The sequence below is a fragment of the Microbispora sp. NPDC049125 genome (assembly GCF_040802045.1).
Classification (GTDB): domain Bacteria; phylum Actinomycetota; class Actinomycetes; order Streptosporangiales; family Streptosporangiaceae; genus Microbispora.
The window spans coordinates 141,682-162,149 of record NZ_JBEZDW010000009.1 but is presented as its reverse complement, the minus strand read 5'-3'; the positions used below and the strand labels follow the sequence as shown (position 1 = coordinate 162,149).

Below are 20,468 nucleotides of genomic sequence, written 5' to 3'. Positions count from 1 at the left end.
CGGTGGCACGCGACCGTCTCCCGCGGGCGGCGGGCGGATCAGTCCGCCGGGACGGGGAGCGGCGGAACGGGGCCGAGCCCCAGACGGCGGCCCGCGGCGGCCAGGGCCCCGTGGAGGTCCTCTCGGGCCTGCCGGGCGGCGGACGCATGGACGCTTCCCCCGGCGGTGTCCCCGGCGGCCTCGGGCGGGTGGCCGAAGTCGATCCACGCCTCGGCCGTGGTGCGGCCGCGCGAGATCCGCTCGGCGCGCGCGCCGGGGACGAGCCGTCCGAAGACGGTCAGTTCGCGCAGCCCGGCCGGACGCCACCGCCCGAGCCAGTCAGACGCCCCGTTGACGGCCGAGACGAGGCGCTCCGCGGCCCTCGCGTAGGGGACGTCGTGCGGCAGGTCGCGGCCGGCGACGCTCCAGAACGCCCGCAGCCAGGGCTCCCGGTGGGAAAGGTCCGGGACGAACGGGGCGGGCGGTTCCTGAGGCTCGCCGTGCAGGGCCTTGCGGTAGGGCTCCAGGTGGTCCAGGAACTCCTCCCAGTCTCCGGCGCGGATCTCGCCGAGGTCGTTGTCCTCGCCGCGGGTCGCCAGCCGGAAGGCGGCCGCGGCCCGTCCGCGCAGCCCATCGGTGGGGGTGAAGGGATTGCGGTCCAGCCAGTGGTGCGCCGCCTCGTCGGGGGCGATCCCGGAGATCCGGGCGGCGACGAGGCAGGCGACGGCCAGGGCGGCCTCCACGTCGCCCTCATGGACGTGATCGGTGTTCTCCCGGACGAAGTCGTCCAGCATCTCGGCCATCCCGGCGGCGACGTCCTCGCCGTCCTCCAGCTCCGCGACGGCGTCCGCGGCCTCGTCGCTGTCGAAGGGGCCCTCGAGGAAGGGCGTGCGGTCGTCCACGTGCGCGTCCTCATCTCACAGTTCGTCGGTGGCCGCTCTTCTGGGTGCGCGCGACGACAGGCCGGGCTGACGGTCAGGGACCGGCGGCGGCGTGCCGCCGAACTCGGGGCACCGCGCCTGGTGGTCGCACCAGTCGCACAGGCGCGAACGCCGGGCCCGCCACTCGCGGGTGCGCAGCGCGCGCTCGATCGCCGCCCACAGCGCCTCCACCTTGCGCTCGGTGGCGCGCAGGTCGGCCTCGTCGGGGACGTACCGGATGATCTCGCCGTTGCCCAGGTACATGAGCTGGAGCATGCGCGGCACCTCGCCCTTCAGCCGCCACAGCGCCAGCGCGTAGAACTTCATCTGGAACAGCGCCTTGGCCTCGAAGTCACGCCCGGGCGCGCTGCCCGTCTTGTAGTCCACCACCCGGACCTCGCCGGTGGGGGCGACGTCGAGCCGGTCGATGTAGCCGCGCAGCAGCAGGCCGCTGTCGAGGACGGCCTCGACGTACATCTCGCGCTCGGCCGGCTCAAGCCGCTGCGGGTCCTCCAGCGTGAAGTAGCGCTCCAGCATGCCCTTGGCCTGGGCGAGCCAGGCGTCGCGCTCCTCGTCCCCCTCGAACAGCCCGGCGTACTCCGGCTCCGCGGCGAGCAGCCGCTCCCACTGCGGCTCCAGCAGGCCCTGCGCCGCCGCCACCGTCCGCCCCTCGGCGGGCAGGTCGTAGAGCCGCTCCAGCACGGCGTGGACGAGTGTGCCCCGCACCGCGGCGGGGGAGGGCCGCTCGGGAAGCTGGTCGATCACCCGGAACCGGTAGAGCAGCGGGCAGGTCATGAAGTCGCCGGCGCGGGAGGGGGACAGCGCGCCGATGATCGCGCGCTCTTCGGCGAGGGTCATGTCCCGCACTGTAGGACACCCGACCGACAGGACGGAGCGTTCCGGCGGCCGTGCCTCGGTCATGCCCCCGGCACAACCCCGGCCATGTCCCCGGCGACGTCCCCGGACTCCGCGCACGGGGCGGCGGGCGGTTGCGCCGCGGGGACCCGCGAGCTCTTAGGCTGATCTCACCTCGCGGCGCGTAGCATCGAGGCCAAGGGAGGGAAGGCGGCTATCATGAGCACACCTGTCAAGGAGTCCCCGGGACTGCGGATGGGGCGCCCGTTCGGCATCCCGGTGTACGTCTCCCCGACATGGCTCATCGTGGCGGCCTTCATCACGATCAGCCTGCAGCCCGTGTTCGCCGCCATGCTGCCGGGCTACGGGGACGTGGTCACCTACACGCTCGCGCTCGCCTTCGCCGTGCTGCTCTACGTCTCGGTGCTGCTGCACGAGCTCGCCCACTGCGTCGTCGCCAAGCACTACGGCCTCCCGGTGCGCCGCATCACCCTCTACCTCCTCGGCGGCGTGTCCGAGATCGAGCGGGAGCCCGAGACGGCCGGCCGCGAGTTCAACGTCGCCTTCGCCGGGCCCCTGCTGTCGCTGGTGCTGGGAGGCGTCGGCTACCTCCTGGCCACCTACACCCTCCCGCCCCACGGCATCGTCCCCGTGCTGGTCTTCCAGCTGTGGACGTCCAACCTCGTGGTCGGCGTCTTCAACCTGCTGCCCGGGCTGCCGCTCGACGGCGGCCGGATGCTCCGCGCCACCGTGTGGAAGGTCAGCGGCGACTCCGGCACCGGCACGGTGGCCGCCGCGTGGGTCGGCCGCGGCGTGGCGGTCGCGGTGGTCGCCGTCCCCCTGCTCCTCAGCGTGATGTCCGGGCAGGAGCCCAGCCTGGGGCGGACGCTCTGGTCGGTGGTGCTGGCCTCGTTCGTCTGGGTCGGGGCGTCGCAGTCTCTGCGGGTCGCGCGGGTCAGGGCGCGGCTGCCGCAGCTGCGGGCCCGGGTGCTGGCCCGCAGGGCGATCCCGGTCACCGCGGATGTGCCGTTGTCGGAAGGTCTGCGCCGGGCCCGCGAAGCCGGCGCGGGCGCGATGGTGCTGATGGACCACGACCAGCGGCCGGTGGGCATCGTGAACGAGACCGCCGTCAACGCCGTCCCCGAGCACCGCAGGCCGTGGGTGAACGTCGGCTCGCTCGCGCGGAACCTGGACCCCTCGCTCGTGCTCGCGGCGGACCTCGAAGGGGAGTCCCTCCTCGACGCCATGAGGGGCACCCCGGCCGCGGAGTATCTGCTGGTCGAGCGGGGCGGGGAGATCTACGGCGTGCTCGTGACCGCCGACGTCAACCGCATGTTCACCGGTGTCTGAGCCCGCGGCCGGAGGTGCGCGTGCGCGCCGGCGTCCGCGTTCCCGGCCCGCCGCGCCCGGCCACCCGGCCGGCGACCGCACGGCCTGCGGCGGCCCGGCCGCAGGCGGCACGGCGGGCGGCGGCCCGGCCGGTGTCAGCACGGCGGTCGGCGATACGGGCGGCGGGCGCCGGAGCCCCCGGGCGTACCGGCAGCCCCTCCGGAAGGCCGCTCCACCATTCTTTTTGCTACTTTCTGGGGTGATCGATCCGGCACGCGGGTGCCGGTCATCCGGTGGCGTTTCCGGAGGGAGAGTTCTGTGACGGAACAGGGCGTAGGGGTGGTCCGCCCGCTGCCGGGGGATGGCGTGGTCGCCCACCTGAACGGGTTACTGCTCGTGTGCGCGGCCGGTGACCAGGTCGACGAGCTGCTGGGAGCGCTTGGCGAGACGGCGGCGACCGGCGGCGACGGCCGGGCGCTGGCCCGCCGCGCGGCCCAGATCCTGGCGCGCGCGATGGACAGGTCCATCGGAGGGGAGCCGGTGGCCTGCGCCGTCGCCGGGCCGGCCGGAGGCGGTGTCGCGGTGCTCGTCAGCGGTGCCGCGCTCGCCACGGTGACCGGTCCCGACGGCGAGGTCCGCCTCGCCGGGCGGGAGGCGCTCACCTGGACCGACAGGCTCGTCGCCGGGCCGGTGTCGAGGATCGAGCTGCGCCTTCCGGGAGCCGGTCCTTCCAGCCCGTACGCCCGTCTCGACGGCGGCGTCGTCACCGGCGCGGGCGTGGAGTGCGACCTCACCCGGAGCGCGGAGCCGGCCTTCCCCCCGCCGCCGCCCCGGCACCCCCACAGCGGTCACCAGCCGGTGCAGCCTCCGCCGGCTGGCCCGCCCGAGCCGATCGCCGCGCGTGGGCCCGTGGTCTCGCCCCTGCCGACCGGCCCGGGCCCGTACGGAGGGCCGCCCGAGCAGGGGGGTGCCAACTCTCCGGCGTCCCAGCCGCTCTCCTCTCCGATGTCCCCGTCCGGCCCCCAATCGGGCCCCCAGCCCGATCCGCTGTCCGGCCCGCATCCGGGCCCGCAGCCCGGCCCTCTGCCAGGCCCACTGTCGGGCCCGCAACCGGGCCCGCTCTCCGGTCCGCAGCCCGGCCCTCTGTCCGGCCCTCTCTCGGGTCCGCAGCCCGGTCCGTCCCCTGAGCCCCCGCGGCACCTGTCCCAGCCGCTGCCGGAGGCGGGGCCCTCGTCGGAGCCGCACCCGGCGCAGGACCCCCCGCCCCACGACCGGCCGTACGTCGACGAGCGGCCGTACGGCGTGGACAGCCCGTACGGCGGGGACCGGCCCTACGGCGACGACCGTCCCGCGCAGCAGGACGGCGGCCCCGGCGGGCCGGGGGGTCCGTTCGGCCCGCCCCCGTCGCACGCCCAGGAGGACGTGGGGGACGCCACCCAGCTCGACGCTGCGCCCGAGATGGAGCCGCGCCCCATGGTGTACGGCGTGGACTGCAGCAACGACCATTTCAACGACCCCAGGGCGCCCTACTGCGCGGTCTGCGGCGTCGGGATCGACCAGCGGTCGGTCGTGCCGTACAAGGGGCCCCGCCCGCAGCTCGGCGTGCTGCTGCTCGACGACGGGATGGCGCTTCCCCTGGACGCCGACTACGTTCTGGGCCGCGACCCGGAACGGGCGTCGGAGGTCCAGGCGGGCGAGGCGCGCCCCGCCAGGGTCACCAGCCCGGACGGTTCGGTCTCCCGGCGCCACCTGAGGGTCTTCCTGGACAACTGGGACGTCGACCTGGTCGACCTGGGTTCGGTCAACGGGACCCAGATCCAGCCGCCCGGCGACCCGAACTTCTACGACATCCCGCCGAACGAGCCGGTTCCGATCATGCCGGGCACGACCGTGCGCATCGGCGTCTCCCGCACGATGAGGTACGAGGCCCACCGGGGCGCGTAGCCGGGCCGCCACAGTGCCGCCACAGGGCCGCCACAGGGCCGTCGCGGTGCCGCCGCCGGGCGCCGCGATCGGCGGCGGCGGCTTCGGCCCGGCCTGCGGTCAGGCGGCCAGCAGGTCGATCTCGCGCAGGATGAGCCGTTCGAGCCGGCCGCCGGTCAGGCGGGAGGGGTAGAGCAGCCGGTGCACGCTGAGGCCGTCGACGAGCGCGAGCAGCCGCTCGGCGACGTCGTCGAGGTCCTCACCGGAACGGATCTCCCCCGCCTCGGCGGCCGCCTGGAGCAGGCTCACCACCAGGTGGCGCAGGTCGGCCGCCTCCCGCCGCTGAACCTCCAGCAGGTCCGCGCTGGCCAGGCTGCGCCCCCAGAAGCCGACCTCCAGGCCGGTCTCCCTCACCCGCTCGTCGTCGAGCGGCACGTTGTCGAGCAGCACCTCGCGCAGCGCGTCCAGCCCGGTGCGGCCCGCCAGCTTCTCCCGCAGCCGCTCGGTGATCCGGCGGTGCGACGCCTCCAGCGCGGACACGAGGATCTCGTCCTTGTCGGCGAAGTAGTGCGTGAGGACGCCGTTGGAGTATCCGGCCTCCTTGGCGATCGCCCGCGTGGTCGCGGCGTCGATGCCGTCGCGCATGATGATCCGCGTCGCCGCGGCCACGACCTCGTCGCGGCGCACCCCGTGATCGACGATCTTCGGCATGGCACCTCCCGTCTCTGTTGACATTTTAGTCGGGCGCCCGTCTATTATCCGCACATGACGGTTGTCACGGTCGGCGTTCACATCGTCGACGTCCTGGCGCGGCCCGTGGAGTCCATCCCGGCCGGGCAGGACACCCACCTTCTCGAGCAGATCCGCATCACCGCCGCCGGCGCCGCGGCGGGCACCGCCGTCGATCTCGCGAAGATCGGGGTGCCCGTCGCCTCGATGGGCGCGGTGGGCGACGACGAGCTCGGCGACTTCCTGCTCATGATCATGGAACGGCGCGGTGTCGACGTCTCCGGAGTCGTCCGCAGGGCCGGCGAGCAGACAGCGGCGTCGATCCTGCCCATCCGGCCGGACGGCGGGCGGCCCTCGTTCCACGTGCCGGGCGCCAACCTCGGCCTCGGCCTCGCCGACCTGGACGAGGACCGGATCACGGCCGCGCCGATCGTGCACCTCGGAGGCATGGACGTCACCTGGGGCCTGCACGACCCGGCGTTCTTCGCGCTGCTCGACAAGGCGCGGGCCGGCGGCACGGTCGTGACGATGGACCTGCTGTCCAACATGGCCGAGCTGATGCCGGCGGTGCGCGCCTTCCTGCCCCACATCGACTATCTGCTGCCCAACGAGGAGCAGGCGCTCATGCTCACCGGCGCCGCGACCGCCGCCGAGGCGGCGCGGGCGCTGCTCGGCGAGGGGCTGCGCGGGGCGCTGATCACCCTGGGCGCCGACGGCAGCCTGGTCGCCACCCCGTCGGACGTCACACGGGTCGCGGCGCTGGACGTGCCGGTGGTCGACACCACGGGATGCGGCGACGCGTACTGCGCCGGCTTCGTGGCCGGGCTGCTGGAGGGCCGTGACGTCGTGGCGGCGGCCCGCCTCGGCACGGCGGTGGCCGCCCGGGTCGCCGGCGGCCTGGGCTCCGACGCCGGCCTGGACGGCCCTGTGACCGCCTGAACCCCCGCGACCGCCTCCGATCCCGTGCCCCCTTGACGTCCCCTCTGTTCCCCCGGTTCCCCCGCTTCGAGGAGTGCTCCCCATGTCCGCCGACGCCTCACTGCGGCAGCGCGCCGCGAAAGTCATCCCCGGTGGCATGTACGGCCACCTCAACGCGGCGCTGCACGGCGAGCGCTACCCGCAGTTCTTCGTCAGGGCCGAGGGGACGCGGCAGTGGGACGCCGACGGCCGGGAGTACGTCGACCTGATGTGCAGCTGGGGTCCGATGATCGTCGGCCACCGCAACCCCCGGGTCGAGACGGCCGCCGCCGCCCAGCAGGCGGAGGGCGACTGCCTCAACGGCCCCGGCCCGGTGATGGTCGAGCTGGCCGAGCTGCTGGTCGACCTGATCCCGTCCGCCGACTGGGCGATGTTCTCCAAGAACGGCACCGACGCCACCACCCAGGCGCTCATGGTGGCCCGGGCGGCCACCGGCAGGACCAAGGTGCTGGTGGCCCACGGCGCCTACCACGGCGCCGACCCCTGGTGCACCCCCGGCCTGTCCGGCGTCACCCCCAACCAGCGGGCCGACTCCGTCGAGTTCGCCTACAACGACCTGGCGAGCGCGCGCGCCGCCGCCGACCAGGCCGGCGGGGACGTCGCCGCGATCCTGGTCACCCCGTTCAAGCACGACTCGTTCGAGGACCAGGAGCCGGCCGACGCGGAGTTCGCCCGGGGCGTGCGCGCCCTCGCCGACAGCCTGGGCGCGGCGCTGGTCATCGACGACGTGCGCGCGGGCTGGCGGCTGGACCTGCGCGGCTCCTGGGAGCCCCTCGGCGTACGCCCCGACCTGACCGCGTGGAGCAAGGCGATGGCGAACGGCTTCCCCATCGCCGCGCTGACCGGCACGGACGCCCTGCGGGGCGCCGCCCAGTCGCTCTACTCCACCGGCTCGTTCTGGTTCTCCGCCACCGCCATGGCCGCGGCGAAGGCGACCATCGAGATCCTGCGCGAGACGGACGGCGTCGCCCTGATGCACCGGGCCGGCACGCGCCTGCGCGACGGGCTCGCCGCCCAAGCCGCCTCGCACGGCTTCACCGTCCGCCAGACGGGCCCCGTGCAGGTGCCGTGGCTGTCCTTCGAGGGAGACGCCACCCTGGAGAAGGGCATCCACTGGGCGGGGGCCTGCCTGGAGGAGGGCGTCTACCTCCATCCGTGGCACAACTGGTTCCTGTCGGCCGCGCACACCGACGAGGAGATCGACCGCGCACTCCAGGGCACCGACGCCGCCTTCGCCAAGCTGCGGGCGGCGTACGGCGCCGACTGAGGGTCAGCGTGCGCGGGCCCACTGGATGTCGTCGACGCGGGTGCCGTCCGGGCCCGGCAGCAGGCCCTTCACCAGGAGCTCCCTGGTGAATCCCGCCCGTTCGAGCACGCGCTGCGACGCCGTGTTCGCCGGGGACGTTCCCGCGATGATCCGCCTGAGCGGCGTGCTCTCGAAGGCCCAGTCCACCAGCAGCCGGACGGCCCTGGTCGTGAACCCCCGGCCGCGGAAGCCCGGCAGCAGGCTGTAGCCGGTCATCGCCTGGTCCAGCCCCGGGACGACGTTGCTGAGCTGGATGTCGCCGGCGAGCTCGCCGGTCGCCGCGTCCCTGATCACGAGCTCGGCCTTCCGCCCCGACAGCCACCAGTGCCCCGCGTGCCGGCAGACCTCCTCGCTCTCGGCGTACGGCACAGGGGTGGGCGGCACCCGGTGGGCCGCGACGTCCGGGACGGTCCTCAGCCGGTGGTAGCCGGCGGTGTCGGCCGGAGTCAGCGGCGTGAGCCGCACGACGCCGTCGGTGAGCGCGCCGCCGGGGAAGCCGCCGGGGAGGAACGGCAGATAGGGGCTGATCGGGTCGCCGGCGTCCGTGGCCAGCCGGGCGTACGCCGCCATGTCGTCGCGCGATCCGTCACGCGCCCTGCCGCCTCCGCGCAGCACGCCCTCCAGGGCGTACCCGCTGCGGAGGGCCACCTGCTGGCTCGGGAGGTTCCGCACGTCGGCGAGCAGCGTGATGCGCGGCACTCCGTGCTCGAAGGCCCAGGAGGACAGCGCGCGGACGGCTTCGGTCATCACACCGCGGCCGCGGGCCCAGGGCGCGAGCCAGTAGCCCACCTCGCTGTTGCCGAAGCGGTCCGGCGGCTTGATCCCCACCGTGCCCAGCGGCTCGTCCGTCACCCGGTCGGCGATCAGGAAGTCGGCGCCGCCTGCGTCCCAGGTGGCGCGCGTCATCTTGGTGATCCAGAACAACGCGTCGTCCCGCGAGTACGGCGAGGGGAGCAGCGTGATGAACCGGACGACCTCCGGGTCGGAGCACGCCCGTGTGACGGCCTCGGCGTCCCTCTCTTCGGGAAGGCGCAGGACCGAGGGGCCGGCGGAGATGACGTCGTAGGGCAGCATGTCCTATTGGTACCAGCCGAAATGCCGCCCGGCCCATCGCTTATTCGCCCCGCGGCCGTGGGGAGGGGGGCCGCACCCGGCTCGGGGCGGCTCGCCGGGCCGCCGCACCGAGTGATGGCACTAGCCTTTTCCGCATGGGTTTTCGCAGGCACGGCCCGTTCGAGGCCGGAGATCAGGTCCAGCTCACCGATCCGAAGAACAAGCGGCACACGGTGACGCTGAAAGAGGGCGGCGTCTTCCACACGCACAAGGGGTGGATCCCGCATGACGACCTGATCGGGCAGCCCGAGGGCTCGGTGGTCCGCTCGTCCGGCGGCACCGCCTACCTGGCCTTCCGGCACCTCCTGTCCGACTACGCGCTGTCGATGCCGCGCGGCGCGGCGGTGATCTACCCCAAGGACGCGGCGCAGATCGTCGGGATGGCCGACATCTTCCCCGGCGCCCGGGTCGTCGAGGCCGGCGTCGGGTCGGGCGCGCTGACCTGCTTCCTGCTGCGCGCCGTCGGGCCCGAGGGCACGGTCACGTCGTACGAACGCCGGGAGGACTTCGCCGAGGTGGCCACCAAGAACGTGGAGAAGTTCTTCGGGGGGCCGATGAGCCAGTGGCGGCTGGTGGTCGGCGACTTCGTCTCGGCGCTCGACGAGGTCGACGTCGACCGGGTGATCCTCGACATGCTCGCTCCCTGGGAGTGCGTCGACGCGGCCGCGAAGTCGCTCACACCGGGCGGAGTTATTTGCTGTTATGTTGCCACCACGACTCAAATGTCCAGAACGGTGGAAACGCTGCGGGAGCACGGGAGTTTCACCGAGCCCCACGCGTGGGAGACCTTGGTTCGCGACTGGCATGTCGAGGGACTCGCTGTACGGCCGGATCACCGGATGGTTGGCCACACCGGATTTCTCGTCACCGCCCGTCGGATGGCGGACGGCGTGACGCCCCCGCCGAGGAGGAGACGCCCGTCGAAGGGGGCCTATGGGGAGGGGACCGAGCAAGTGTGACGATTCAGCCACAACCCCGGCAAAACCGCGTGACACGGGAACATATACATGTGTGGCCGGTGCTAACCCGCATATTCGCTCCATAAGGTACCAAACGCCGAACACCCAACGTAACTACACGAACACTGCCCGGCCAGGTTACGTACAGCGCCAAGATAGGTAGGGTCTTGAGTAGTCGTTCTCGACGGGGAAGGAGGTGACGGGGCGTGGCAGCTCGCGACGACGCTGAGGCTCGGGCCGCGCAGCGCGAACGGGAGGTCGCTGATCTCACAACACAGGTCTCCTTCCTGCAGGAGGAGATCACCGCGTTGCGTCGGAAACTGGCCGAGTCTCCCCGGCAGGCCAGGGTCATCGAAGAACGTCTCCATGAGGCGCAAGCCCAGGTGGCCGCCCTCACCAGCCAGAACGAGCGGCTGGTTTCCACCCTCAAGGAGGCCAGGGATCAGATTGTCGCCCTCAAGGAGGAGGTCGACCGGCTCGCACAGCCGCCGTCCGGCTTCGGGGTCTTCCTGGAGGCCAGGGATGACGGCACGATCGAGGTGTTCACCGGCGGCCGCAAGCTCAGGGTGAACGTCAGCCCAGCCGTGGACGCCGAGTCGCTCAAGCGTGGCCAGGAGGTCATGCTGAACGAGGCGCTCAACGTGGTGGAGGCGCTCGGCTACGAGGACGTCGGCGAGATCGTCATGCTCAAGGAGCTGCTGGAGAGCGGCGACCGGGCCCTTGTCATCTCGCACGCGGACGAGGAGCGGGTCGTCAAGCTCGCCGCCTCGCTGATGGACCAGCCGATCCGCGCGGGCGACTCCCTCCTGCTCGAACCCCGTTCCAACTACGTGTACGAGCGGATCCCCAAGTCGGAGGTGGAGGAGCTCGTCCTGGAAGAGGTCCCCGACATCTCCTACGAGGAGATCGGCGGCCTCATGCGGCAGATCGAGCAGATCAGGGACGCGATCGAGCTTCCCTACCTGCACGCCGACCTGTTCCGCGAGCACAAGCTCCGCCCGCCCAAGGGCGTCCTGCTGTACGGCCCGCCCGGCTGCGGCAAGACGCTGATCGCCAAGGCCGTCGCCAACTCCCTGGCCAAGCAGGTCGCGGAGAAGACCGGCCAGTCCGGCAAGAGCTTCTTCCTCAACATCAAGGGCCCCGAGCTGCTGAACAAGTACGTGGGCGAGACCGAGCGGCACATCCGCCTGGTCTTCCAGCGGGCCCGGGAGAAGGCCTCCGAGGGCACCCCGGTCATCGTGTTCTTCGACGAGATGGACTCGATCTTCCGTACCCGCGGCTCCGGCGTCTCCTCCGACGTCGAGAACACCATCGTCCCCCAGCTTCTCTCGGAGATCGACGGCGTCGAGGGCCTGGAGAACGTCATCGTCATCGGCGCCTCCAACCGCGAGGACATGATCGACCCGGCGATCCTGCGGCCCGGCCGCCTGGACGTCAAGATCAAGATCGAGCGGCCGGACGCCGAGGCGGCCAAGGACATCTTCTCGAAGTACCTGGTCACCGACCTTCCGCTGCACGGCGACGACCTCGCCGAGCACGGGGGCGGCCGGGACACGACCATCGCGGCGATGATCCAGCGGGTCGTCGAGCGCATGTACGCCGAGAGCGAGGAGAACCGCTTCCTCGAGGTGACCTACGCCAACGGTGACAAGGAGGTCCTGTACTTCAAGGACTTCAACTCCGGCGCCATGATCCAGAACATCGTGGACCGCGGCAAGAAGATGGCCATCAAGGAGTTCCTGGAGACCGGGCAGAAGGGCCTGCGGATCGCCCACCTGCTGGCCGCCTGCGTCGACGAGTTCTCCGAGAACGAGGACCTGCCCAACACCACCAACCCCGACGACTGGGCCCGCATCTCCGGCAAGAAGGGCGAGCGGATCGTCTACATCCGCACGCTCGTGCAGGGCAAGCAGGGCACCGAGGCCGGACGGTCGATCGACACGGTCGCCAACACCGGCCAGTACCTCTAGCCGAATCCGCCGGCCGGGCGGAACCGGCCGGCCCGTCGGCACCACGAGGAGCGGCCCGATCCACGGATCGGACCGCTCCTCCCGTGTTCCGGGCGGACTCCTCCCGCCCCCGGACCGGATCTTCGCCGGCTCTCGTCCGGCCGCGCGGCCGATCGCACCGCCTGCCGTCGGGAAACCTCGCTCCGTTCGCTAGAATCAAAGAGTTGCGAAGTTTCGCAATTGCATAGGCGGTGCGATCGGTGGTCGTGGCCGGTTCGGCACCGCGGAAGGGATGGACAGGGTGAGCGGAGAGTTCGCAGCCGCGGTCCGGGCGCGGCTGGCTGAGGTGGAGGCGGCGTTGGCGGCCGCCCGCGACGGCGGCGATGCCGAGGCGCAGCAGCAGGCCCAGGATCAGTGGGAGGACCTGACACGCTTCGCCCGCCGCCACGGGGTGGCGCTGAAGCCGAGGCCGGCCCCGCCCGGTGATCAGGCCGTGCCAGGTGGAGGGGCGGGCGCATGATGTCGGTGCCGTTGTATGAGGCCAAGGCGGAGCTGTTTCGGCTGCTGGGCCATCCGGTCCGGATCCGGGTGCTGGAGCTGTTGCAGGACGGGCCGATGCCGGTGCGGGATCTGCTGGCCGCGATCGAGGTGGAGGCGACGGGGCTGTCGCAGCACCTGGCAGTGCTGCGCCGCTCGGACATGGTCACCGCCCACCGAGAGGGGACCACCGTGGTGTACGCGCTGTCGGGCGGGGATGTGGCCGAGTTGCTGCGCGCGGCTCGTCAACTGCTGAGCGCAAAGCTGCAGGGGCAGCGTGAGCTGCTGACGGAGCTGGAGCTGGAGCAGGCGGAGACGAGACAAGGGTGAACACGACAAACGCCACAAATACGACAAACACAGCGGACACGGCGGACACGGTCAGCATGGTGAACAGGTGAGCGCGGTGGTGTCGGGGCTTGGGGACCGTCTGCGTTCGGTGCTGCCCGGCCGTGCTGATCTGGTGGCGATGGGCCGTCATCCGCGCCGGGACCTGCTGGCCGGGCTGACGGTGGCGATCGTGGCGCTTCCGCTGGCGCTCGGGTTCGGCATCTCCTCCGGGCTGGGGGCCCAGGCGGGTTTGGTGACCGCGGTGGTGGCCGGGACGCTGGCGGCGCTGTTCGGCGGGTCGGCCCTGCAGGTGTCCGGCCCGACCGGGGCGATGACCGTGGTGCTGGTGCCGATCATGCACCAGCACGGGGCCTCCGGTGTGTTGACGGTCGGCGTGCTGGCCGGGCTGATGCTGCTGGGCTTGGCGCTGGCGCGGGCGGGCCGGTACATGACGCTGGTGCCGGCCCCGGTGGTGGAGGGCTTCACCCTCGGCATCGCCTGCGTGATCGCCTTGCAGCAGGTGCCGGCCGCGCTCGGCGTGCCCGCCCCGCACGGGGACAAGGTGGTGGCCGTGGCCTGGCAGGCGGTGCTCGACTTCACCGCCCGCCCCAGCTGGGCGGCGCCCGCGATGACCGTGCTGGTGGCCGTGGCGATGCTGGCCGGGGCGCACTGGCGGCCGGGGGTGCCGTTCTCGCTGCTGGCTGTGGCCGCCGCGACCTTGGTGGCCGAGCTGGCGCGGCTGCCGGTCACCCGCATCGGCGCTCTGCCCGCGGGGTTGCCCGCGCCGTCGCTTGACTTTCTGCAGATGGGCGCGCTGGGCTCGCTGATCGCCCCCGCCATAGCGGTCGCGGCCCTGGCCGCGCTGGAGTCGCTGCTGTCGGCCGCTGTGGCCGACGGGATGAGCGTCAGCCACAGGTACGACCCGGACCGGGAACTGTTCGGCCAAGGCCTGGCCAACCTGCTCGTCCCGCTGTTCGGCGGCGTCCCGGCCACCGGGGCGATCGCCCGTACCGCGGTCAACGTCCGCGCCGGCGCCTCCTCCCGGCTGGCCGCGCTCGCCCACGCCGCCATCTTGGCGGTGATCGTGTTCGCGGCCGCCGGCCTGGTCGCCCGCATCCCGCTGGCCGCGCTGGCCGGAGTGCTGCTGGCCACCGCGGTGCGCATGGTCGAGGCCGGCTCGCTCCGGGCCATGCTGCGCTCCACCCGCGCCGATGCGCTGGTGCTGGCACTGACCGCTCTGGCCACCCTTGCCCTGGACCTGGTGACCGCCGTCATCTTGGGCCTGATCGTGGCCGGGGCACTGGCTCTGCGCACGATCGCCGGAAACGTCCGGCTGGAGGAGACGCCGCTGCAACCCGACCTGCCCGACGATCACAGCGATGAAGAGCACGCGCTGCTGGCCCAGCACATCGTCGCCTACCGGCTGGACGGGCCGCTGTTCTTCGCCGCCGCCCACCGCTTCCTGCTCCAGCTGTCCGAGGTCGCCGACGTCTCGGTGATCATCTTGCGCATGTCCCGCGTCACCACCATCGACGCCAGCGGCGCCCTGGTCCTCGGCGACGCCATCACCCGCCTGGAGCGACGCGCGATCACCGTACTGGTCTCCGGCATCCGCGACGGCCACCACCAACCCCTGCACGCCCTGGGCGCGATCGCCCGCCTCGACGCGGCCGGGCAGGTCTTCGCCACCACCCCCGAAGCCATCACCGCCGCCCGCGCCCGCCTGACCACAACCGGTGTCCTGCCCCTGCACCGCCATCCGCCCACCGGCCCGCCCGTCACCACGAGCGGCAGCCGGTCACCCGCCGAGTAGCCGGACGGGCGGGCAACCCATCGGTGGATGAGTTCGGTCCGGGGAGGCGATCGGAGGGAACCGGGACGGGCGCGATCGCGTCAAAGGTGCGTGATCTACCTAGGCGTGCGCGGGTGACTCCTGTGCCTACCTCCGGTCAGCGCCGGGCCTCCGTACCCTCCGTACCCTCACAGGAACCCGCTGCCGGGCCCTCCGCCGGCCGGGCGGCCGGTGAGACGGCGAAGCGTCCACGTCTGGCCGAGCTGGACTTCCTGCGGTTCGTCGCGGCCTTCGCCGTCATGTCGTTCCACTACATGGCGGCCAGCAAGTCGCTGTGGGTCGAGTACCCGACCACGGTGTTCGCGCCGGTGAACCGGCTCACGACCCTCGGCATCCTCGGTGTGGAGCTGTTCTTCCTCATCAGCGGCTTCGTCATCTTGATGAGTGTCTGGGGACGGACGATCGGCCAGTTCGCGGTGTCCAGGATCTCCCGGCTCTACCCGGCCTACTGGTTCGCCGTGGTCGTGATCTTCATCATGTACCGCTTCAGCGGGGTGTCCGGCTTCGACCCGAAGCTCGACACGGGGGAGTACCTGCTCAACCTGACCATGTTCCAGGGCGCGTTCGGGGTCGGCCACGCCGGAGGCGTCTTCTGGTCCCTCTGGGTGGAGGTGCGCTTCTACCTCCTGATCGCGGTCCTCTCCCTCTTCGGGATCACCGTACGGCGGTGCCTGGTCTTCCTCGGGGCCTGGGGGGCGCTGGCGCTGGCCGCCCAGATCACCCAGAACGAGACGCTCACCCTCGTCTTCATCCCCACGCAGGCGCCGTACTTCATCGCGGGCATGGCCTTCTTCCTCATCCACCGGTTCGGTGCGAGGGTCGCCGGCGGGCTGCCCTGGCTCTTCGTGGCCGGCGGCTACGCCGGGGCCCTGTTCGCCGCCATGGAGCGCGTGGGGCAGCGGGTGGACATGCTCGGCATCGACCACTACCCGGCCCCGCCGGAGAACGTGATCGTGGCCGTCACGCTGATCTTCCTGCTGATGGCCGCCGTGTCCCTCGGCTGGCTGCGCTGGATGCGCTGGCGCATCCTGGTCACCGTGGGCGCCCTGACGTACCCCCTCTACCTGCTGCACCAGACCGTCTCCGCGGTTCTGATCCCCGCGTATCGGGACGACGTCGACCCCTGGCTGCTCACCGCGATCACCATGGCGGTCTCCGTCGTGCTCGGCTACCTGATCTACCGGATCGTCGACAGGCCTGGTCAGCGGTGGTTGCGGGCCCGCCTGGGGGTGCTGACCCGCCGTTCGGGACGGTCGCGCGGGCCGGGCTCGGATGATCCATCTATGAGGCGTTCGCCCGTTATGGCGCAAAGTCCCGAGGCATCTGTGCCGTAACTGTCTGGTAGCAGGGCATAGAGAAAGGGCTAGGCTCGGTTATGACGACGATGGCCTGATGCGGGCGGGGTGCGAATGACGGTTCGGCGGGTGATGGGCATCGAGACCGAGTACGGTATTTCCGTGCCCGGTCAACCGGGGGCGAACGCGATGGTGACCTCATCGCAGGTCGTCAACGCCTATCTGGCGGCATCGGCCGCCCGTGCCCGGCGGGCCCGGTGGGACTTCGAGGAGGAGAACCCGCTCCGCGACGCCCGGGGGTTCGACCTGGCCAGAGAGGTGGCCGACCAGAGCCAGCTCACCGACGAGGATCTGGGCCTGGCCAACGTCATCCTCACCAACGGCGCGCGTCTGTACGTGGACCACGCCCACCCGGAGTACTCCACGCCGGAGTGCACCAACCCGCGCGCCTCGGTGATCTGGGACAAGGCGGGCGAGCGGGTCATGCACGACGCGGCGGTCCGCGCGTCCGGCATGCCGGGCAACGCCCCGATCCAGCTCTACAAGAACAACACCGACGCCAAGGGCGCCTCCTACGGCTGTCACGAGAACTACCTGATGCGCCGGGCGACGCCGTTCGCGGACATCGTGCGGCACCTCACCCCTTTCTTCGTGTCCCGTCAGGTGATCGCCGGGGCGGGGAAGGTCGGCATCGGGCAGGACTCGCGCGGCGAGGGCTTCCAGATCAGCCAGCGGGCCGACTTCTTCGAGGTCGAGGTCGGGCTGGAGACGACGCTCAAGCGGCCCATCATCAACACGCGTGACGAGCCGCACGCCGACCCGGAGAAGTACCGCCGGCTCCACGTGATCATCGGCGACGCCAACATGTCGGAAATTTCGACATATCTGAAGCTGGGCACGACGGCCCTGGTCCTCGCGATGATCGAGGAGGGGTTCCTCACCACCGACCTGACGCCCGACTCTCCCGTCGCGGCGCTGCGGGCGGTGTCCCACGACCCCACCTGCCGGTACGAGATCGCGCTGCGCAACGGCCGCAAGATGACCGCGGTGCAGCTGCAGATGGAGTATCTGGAGCAGGCGCGCAAGTACGTCGAGGACCGCTTCGGTTCCAGCGTGGACGACCTGACCAAGGACGTGCTCAACCGCTGGGAGTCCGTGCTCACCCGGCTCGACGAGGACCCGATGCAGCTGTCCCGCGAGCTCGACTGGGTCGCCAAGCTGGAGCTGCTCGAGGGGTACCGCACCCGGGACGGCCTGTCCTGGTCGCATCCCCGCCTCCAGCTCGTGGACCTGCAGTACTCGGACATCCGGCCCGAGCGCGGGCTCTACAACCGCCTTGTGGCGCGGGGCCGGATGCAGCGGCTGGTCTCGGACGACGAGATCGATCGCGCCGTCGAGATGCCGCCCACCGACACCCGCGCCTACTTCCGCGGGCGCTGCCTGCGGCAGTACAGCGACTCGGTGGCCGCGGCCTCCTGGGACTCGGTGATCTTCGACATCCCGGGCCGCGAGTCCCTCCAGCGGGTGCCCACCTTGGAGCCCCTGCGCGGCACCAAGGCCCACGTCGGCGACCTTCTCGACCGGTGCCGCACCGCCGCCGACCTGGTGGCCGCTCTCACCGGCGAGAGCTGACGGCCGCACCGGCCGGCGAAGTCACCATGCGCGACGAGCCGCCCCAGCCGTACACCGGCCGGGGCCGGCGGCTTCCGCGGCACATCGATTCACGACTGCCGACCGCGGCGTCCTGAGCGGGCCGCGGTCCCATCCTCGGAACGGCGGGTTCAGGTGGCCTGCGGAGCGCCCGGCAGGTCGTCGGGATGCTGCGAATCTACATTGTAAAGGCGCTCGCCCGGTGCCGGAGGAACGCCCCGCTCCCGCGCGCGCCATCCGCCCGGCGGCTCGGGCCAGGGCAGGCCCGCTCCCGTCAACGGGAGGAACCCGTCGTGCGGCGCGGGCCTCGGGGCCGCCTCCGGATGGCGGATCTCGCGCCGCCGATCTTGCCTGTCGCGTTCCGCGGCCTGTGCCGACCTGTCGGCGGCCCGGTCAGGGCGGCTCGTACCGCGCCCAGGCGGGAGCAGGTCGGACGGCCCGCGCTGGGGGCGCCCGGCTTGCCCTGACGGGGGAGCCGTGTCGTGGTTCATTCCCGGACGGCCGGCCTGGTGTCCGGGCATGACGATGTCGTACAGCCTGCCCTGTGGGTCCGTCTCGGGCTCGGGTGCGGCGATGCCGTACGGCATGCCCGGCCGGCCGGTCTCGGGAACCGGCGGAATCCGCTGGGCGGGCCTGGCCGGCGGATCCGTCTCGCGCCGCGGCACCCCGTCGACGTGCGGCCATCCTTTTCCGTACCCGGATGGCAGGTCCCTGCGGCTGCTCCGGCCGGGGGCCGCGGCGGGGATGCCCTGCCGCCGCAGGATGTCCACGAGCATCGCCGTGGCCCTCTCGGCGCCGAGCCGCTCGTCCGGGTCGCGCCGCAGCAGGCCTTCGAGGACCTCGCCGAGCGGCCCGGCCCGGCGCGGCGGCTCGGGCTCCCTCGTGAGCACCATCCCCGCCGACAGGGGGCCCATGCCGGGGTAGGGCGGCCGTCCCTCCACCCCGAAGTAGAGCGTGGCCCCGAACGACCACAGGTCCATGGCGGACGCGAGGGCCTCGCCGCGCATGCGCTCCGGGGACAGGTAGGCCGCCGAGCGGGTCATCGGCACCGTGGTCGAGGAGCCGGCGTCCTTCTCCAGTGCGGAGATCCCGAAGTCGGTCAGCACCACCCGATCCTCGGTCAGGACCACGTTGCCCGGACGGATGTCGCCGTGGACGACGTCCATCGCGTGGGCGTGCCGCACCCCCGACAGAAGCTGGAACCCCACCCAGGCCGCCCAGTGCACGGGCAGCCGGCCCAGATGCTGCACGGTCTCGGTGAGCGTCAGGCCCTTCAGTAGCTCTGTAACGATCCAGAGCCGGCCCCTGTCCTCCAGGAGATCGTGCACGGTGATGATCGCCGGGTGACTGAGCCTGGCCGCCGACCTGGCCTCGCGCAGCGCCTGCCGCCGCGCGGCCCGCAGGTCCGCCGCGTCCACCCGGTACGGAGGCTGCACCTCCTTGATCGCCACGTCGCGTTTGAGCCGCAGATCGTGGGCATGCCACATGATCCCCCCGCCGTCCCGGCGCAAGGGGGACAGCAGCGTGTAGCGATCCGCCAGAAGTTGCCGTGCACCCGTACCCATCAGCCACCCGCGTGCGCTCGAATCCGGCCCCCGCTTTCGAGATCCTCAACATTGTGGTCCGGAACGGTCCGGCGCGGTGCCGAATGGCGGTTACCGCGGGTGCGACATCCATAACAATCCGGTCTACAGCAGGCTGATTCCCAGGATCATCGTCCCCGCCGCGAGGCAGACGCCGCCGAGGACGGTGAGCAGGATCAGACGGTTCGGCTTGGTGTCCGACGGCCGGACGACCGACAGGAAGAAGCCGAGCGGCATCAGGATCGGCGCGGCCACGATCAGCGTGCGGGTGAGGGATCGCATGCCGTCCGACAGGTCGGCCTGGTCGATGTAGAGCAGGGCGACGAGCGAGAACAGCACGAGAACGCCCGCGTGGGCGTGCCCGGCGCGCCACAGGCCACGCCGTACGGGATTGTCGAGGTATCCGGGGACCTTGCGGAGGATGGCGTTGAGCAGCGTCAGGCCGCCGAAGCCGACGCCGGTCACGGTGACCAGCAGGACGCCGGCCGTGCTCATCGAAGCGGGGGACATGGGGGCTCCGTCTCGTGTCAGGGGGACGAGTCTCGTTGGAGAGCTGCGCTATCTAATTATTGGATAGCTTGGCTATCTGTCAAACCTCGCAGGTCGAAGAAAGATCACAAGGCCTTTCGCGCGCAATGTCGGTCGGTTCGGGGAAGATAAGAGAAAGAGGCGTCCCCCCGAGCAGCGGAGGTGTCAGGGATGGCGACCAAGGAGACCGGCGGCCAGAAGCAGACTGGCCGCCAGGAGAACGAGGTCGAGGAGGTCGAGGCGCAAGCGTCCCCGGACGTGCAGGAGCGCCACGAAAAGCTCACCGACGATGTCGATGCGATCTTGGACGAGATCGACGAGGTCCTCGAGGAGAACGCGGAGGAGTTCGTCCGCTCCTACGTCCAGAAGGGCGGCCAGTAGGCCGGCGCCCCACGGCCAGGCCGGGGCAGGCGCGCGGCGAGGCCGGTGCCGACGGCACCGCCTCCCCGCCGCACCCGGGCCGTGGCTTCCCGACGCCCGGTGGCTCGCGACCCTTTCCGGCCGCCGCCGGCCCGACCTCCTGAGGCCTGACCTCCTGAGGGCCGGGCCCGCGGCGGCGGGGGGTCGACGCCGCGTGAGGCTCACCGCCGGGTGAGGTCCGAAGGCCGGATGACGTGCCCTTACGCCGGAGGCCGAAGGCCCCCGGAGACGAG

General features: G+C 71.9%; 18 protein-coding genes. 12 read left to right on the top strand and 6 right to left on the bottom strand.

Features of this window, described 5'->3' with window-relative positions; genetic code table 11:
- Positions 1-38: 38 nt before the first annotated feature.
- Both AB0B72_RS13855 and AB0B72_RS13850 read right to left on the bottom strand, forming a co-directional pair.
- Positions 39-881 carry a DUF4259 domain-containing protein gene (locus tag AB0B72_RS13855; protein ID WP_367739070.1) on the bottom strand — a complete coding sequence of 281 codons (843 nt, stop codon included), beginning with the start codon at positions 879-881 and terminating at the stop codon, positions 39-41.
- Between the two features lie 15 nt (positions 882-896).
- On the bottom strand, positions 897-1,757 hold the full coding sequence (locus AB0B72_RS13850; protein ID WP_367739068.1) for a RecB family exonuclease: 861 nt from the start codon (positions 1,755-1,757) through the stop codon (positions 897-899).
- 216 nt (positions 1,758-1,973) lie between these two features.
- On the opposite strand from AB0B72_RS13850, the gene AB0B72_RS13845 reads away from it, so the two are divergent.
- Together AB0B72_RS13845 and AB0B72_RS13840 are read left to right on the top strand one after the other, a co-directional pair.
- Entirely contained in the window at positions 1,974-3,104 is a 1,131-nt protein-coding gene (locus tag AB0B72_RS13845) for a site-2 protease family protein (protein WP_367739066.1), read from the top strand.
- Positions 3,105-3,401: 297 nt separating this feature from the next.
- Positions 3,402-5,027 (top strand): FHA domain-containing protein, encoded by a 1,626-nt coding sequence (locus tag AB0B72_RS13840; protein WP_367739063.1) that lies wholly within the window; start codon positions 3,402-3,404, stop codon positions 5,025-5,027.
- A 99-nt stretch (positions 5,028-5,126) separates the two neighbouring features.
- On the opposite strand, the gene AB0B72_RS13835 is transcribed toward AB0B72_RS13840, so the two are convergent.
- Positions 5,127-5,717, bottom strand: a complete 591-nt coding sequence (locus AB0B72_RS13835) for a TetR/AcrR family transcriptional regulator (protein ID WP_367739061.1) — start codon at positions 5,715-5,717, stop codon at positions 5,127-5,129.
- Positions 5,718-5,771: 54 nt separating this feature from the next.
- Here AB0B72_RS13835 and AB0B72_RS13830 point away from each other — a divergent pair, with 54 nt between their 5' ends.
- Together AB0B72_RS13830 and AB0B72_RS13825 are read left to right on the top strand one after the other, a co-directional pair.
- Positions 5,772-6,674 carry a carbohydrate kinase family protein gene (locus AB0B72_RS13830; RefSeq protein ID WP_367739059.1) on the top strand — a complete coding sequence of 301 codons (903 nt, stop codon included), beginning with the start codon at positions 5,772-5,774 and terminating at the stop codon, positions 6,672-6,674.
- 82 nt (positions 6,675-6,756) lie between these two features.
- Positions 6,757-7,980 (top strand): aminotransferase class III-fold pyridoxal phosphate-dependent enzyme, encoded by a 1,224-nt coding sequence (locus AB0B72_RS13825; protein ID WP_367739057.1) that lies wholly within the window; start codon positions 6,757-6,759, stop codon positions 7,978-7,980.
- A 3-nt stretch (positions 7,981-7,983) separates the two neighbouring features.
- On the opposite strand, the gene AB0B72_RS13820 is transcribed toward AB0B72_RS13825, so the two are convergent.
- The gene (locus tag AB0B72_RS13820) at positions 7,984-9,093 is read right to left on the bottom strand and encodes a GNAT family N-acetyltransferase (protein ID WP_367739055.1); all 1,110 of its coding nucleotides are present in this window, start codon (positions 9,091-9,093) and stop codon (positions 7,984-7,986) included.
- Between the two features lie 134 nt (positions 9,094-9,227).
- Between AB0B72_RS13820 and AB0B72_RS13815 the strand changes: the two genes are divergently transcribed.
- The 7 genes from AB0B72_RS13815 to dop all read left to right on the top strand — a co-directional run bounded on the left by AB0B72_RS13815 (position 9,228) and on the right by dop (position 17,686).
- Positions 9,228-10,091 carry a tRNA (adenine-N1)-methyltransferase gene (locus AB0B72_RS13815; protein ID WP_367739053.1) on the top strand — a complete coding sequence of 288 codons (864 nt, stop codon included), beginning with the start codon at positions 9,228-9,230 and terminating at the stop codon, positions 10,089-10,091.
- A gap of 206 nt (positions 10,092-10,297) precedes the next feature.
- Positions 10,298-12,061, top strand: a complete 1,764-nt coding sequence (arc, locus tag AB0B72_RS13810) for a proteasome ATPase (RefSeq protein ID WP_367739051.1) — start codon at positions 10,298-10,300, stop codon at positions 12,059-12,061.
- Between the two features lie 280 nt (positions 12,062-12,341).
- A complete protein-coding gene (locus tag AB0B72_RS13805) occupies positions 12,342-12,560 on the top strand; it encodes a hypothetical protein (protein ID WP_367739049.1) in 219 nt (72 codons plus the stop codon).
- Positions 12,560-12,907 (top strand): ArsR/SmtB family transcription factor, encoded by a 348-nt coding sequence (locus tag AB0B72_RS13800; RefSeq protein ID WP_367739047.1) that lies wholly within the window; start codon positions 12,560-12,562, stop codon positions 12,905-12,907. The genes AB0B72_RS13805 and AB0B72_RS13800 overlap by 1 nt, the downstream gene beginning before the upstream one ends.
- 139 nt (positions 12,908-13,046) lie before the next feature.
- On the top strand, positions 13,047-14,720 hold the full coding sequence (locus tag AB0B72_RS13795) for a SulP family inorganic anion transporter (protein WP_367739137.1): 1,674 nt from the start codon (positions 13,047-13,049) through the stop codon (positions 14,718-14,720).
- Positions 14,721-14,833: 113 nt separating this feature from the next.
- On the top strand, positions 14,834-16,093 hold the full coding sequence (locus AB0B72_RS13790) for an acyltransferase family protein (protein ID WP_367739045.1): 1,260 nt from the start codon (positions 14,834-14,836) through the stop codon (positions 16,091-16,093).
- A gap of 75 nt (positions 16,094-16,168) precedes the next feature.
- Complete coding sequence (gene dop, locus AB0B72_RS13785; RefSeq protein WP_367739043.1) at positions 16,169-17,686, top strand: depupylase/deamidase Dop; 1,518 nt, start codon at positions 16,169-16,171, stop codon at positions 17,684-17,686.
- Between the two features lie 149 nt (positions 17,687-17,835).
- Here dop and AB0B72_RS13780 read toward each other — a convergent pair whose 3' ends face one another.
- Entirely contained in the window at positions 17,836-19,269 is a 1,434-nt protein-coding gene (locus AB0B72_RS13780) for a protein kinase (RefSeq protein WP_367739041.1), read from the bottom strand.
- 123 nt (positions 19,270-19,392) lie between these two features.
- The gene (locus tag AB0B72_RS13775; RefSeq protein ID WP_367739039.1) at positions 19,393-19,797 is read right to left on the bottom strand and encodes a hypothetical protein; all 405 of its coding nucleotides are present in this window, start codon (positions 19,795-19,797) and stop codon (positions 19,393-19,395) included.
- Positions 19,798-19,986: 189 nt separating this feature from the next.
- Between AB0B72_RS13775 and AB0B72_RS13770 the strand changes: the two genes are divergently transcribed.
- A complete protein-coding gene (locus AB0B72_RS13770; RefSeq protein ID WP_142647352.1) occupies positions 19,987-20,196 on the top strand; it encodes a ubiquitin-like protein Pup in 210 nt (69 codons plus the stop codon).
- Positions 20,197-20,468 lie beyond the last annotated feature (272 nt).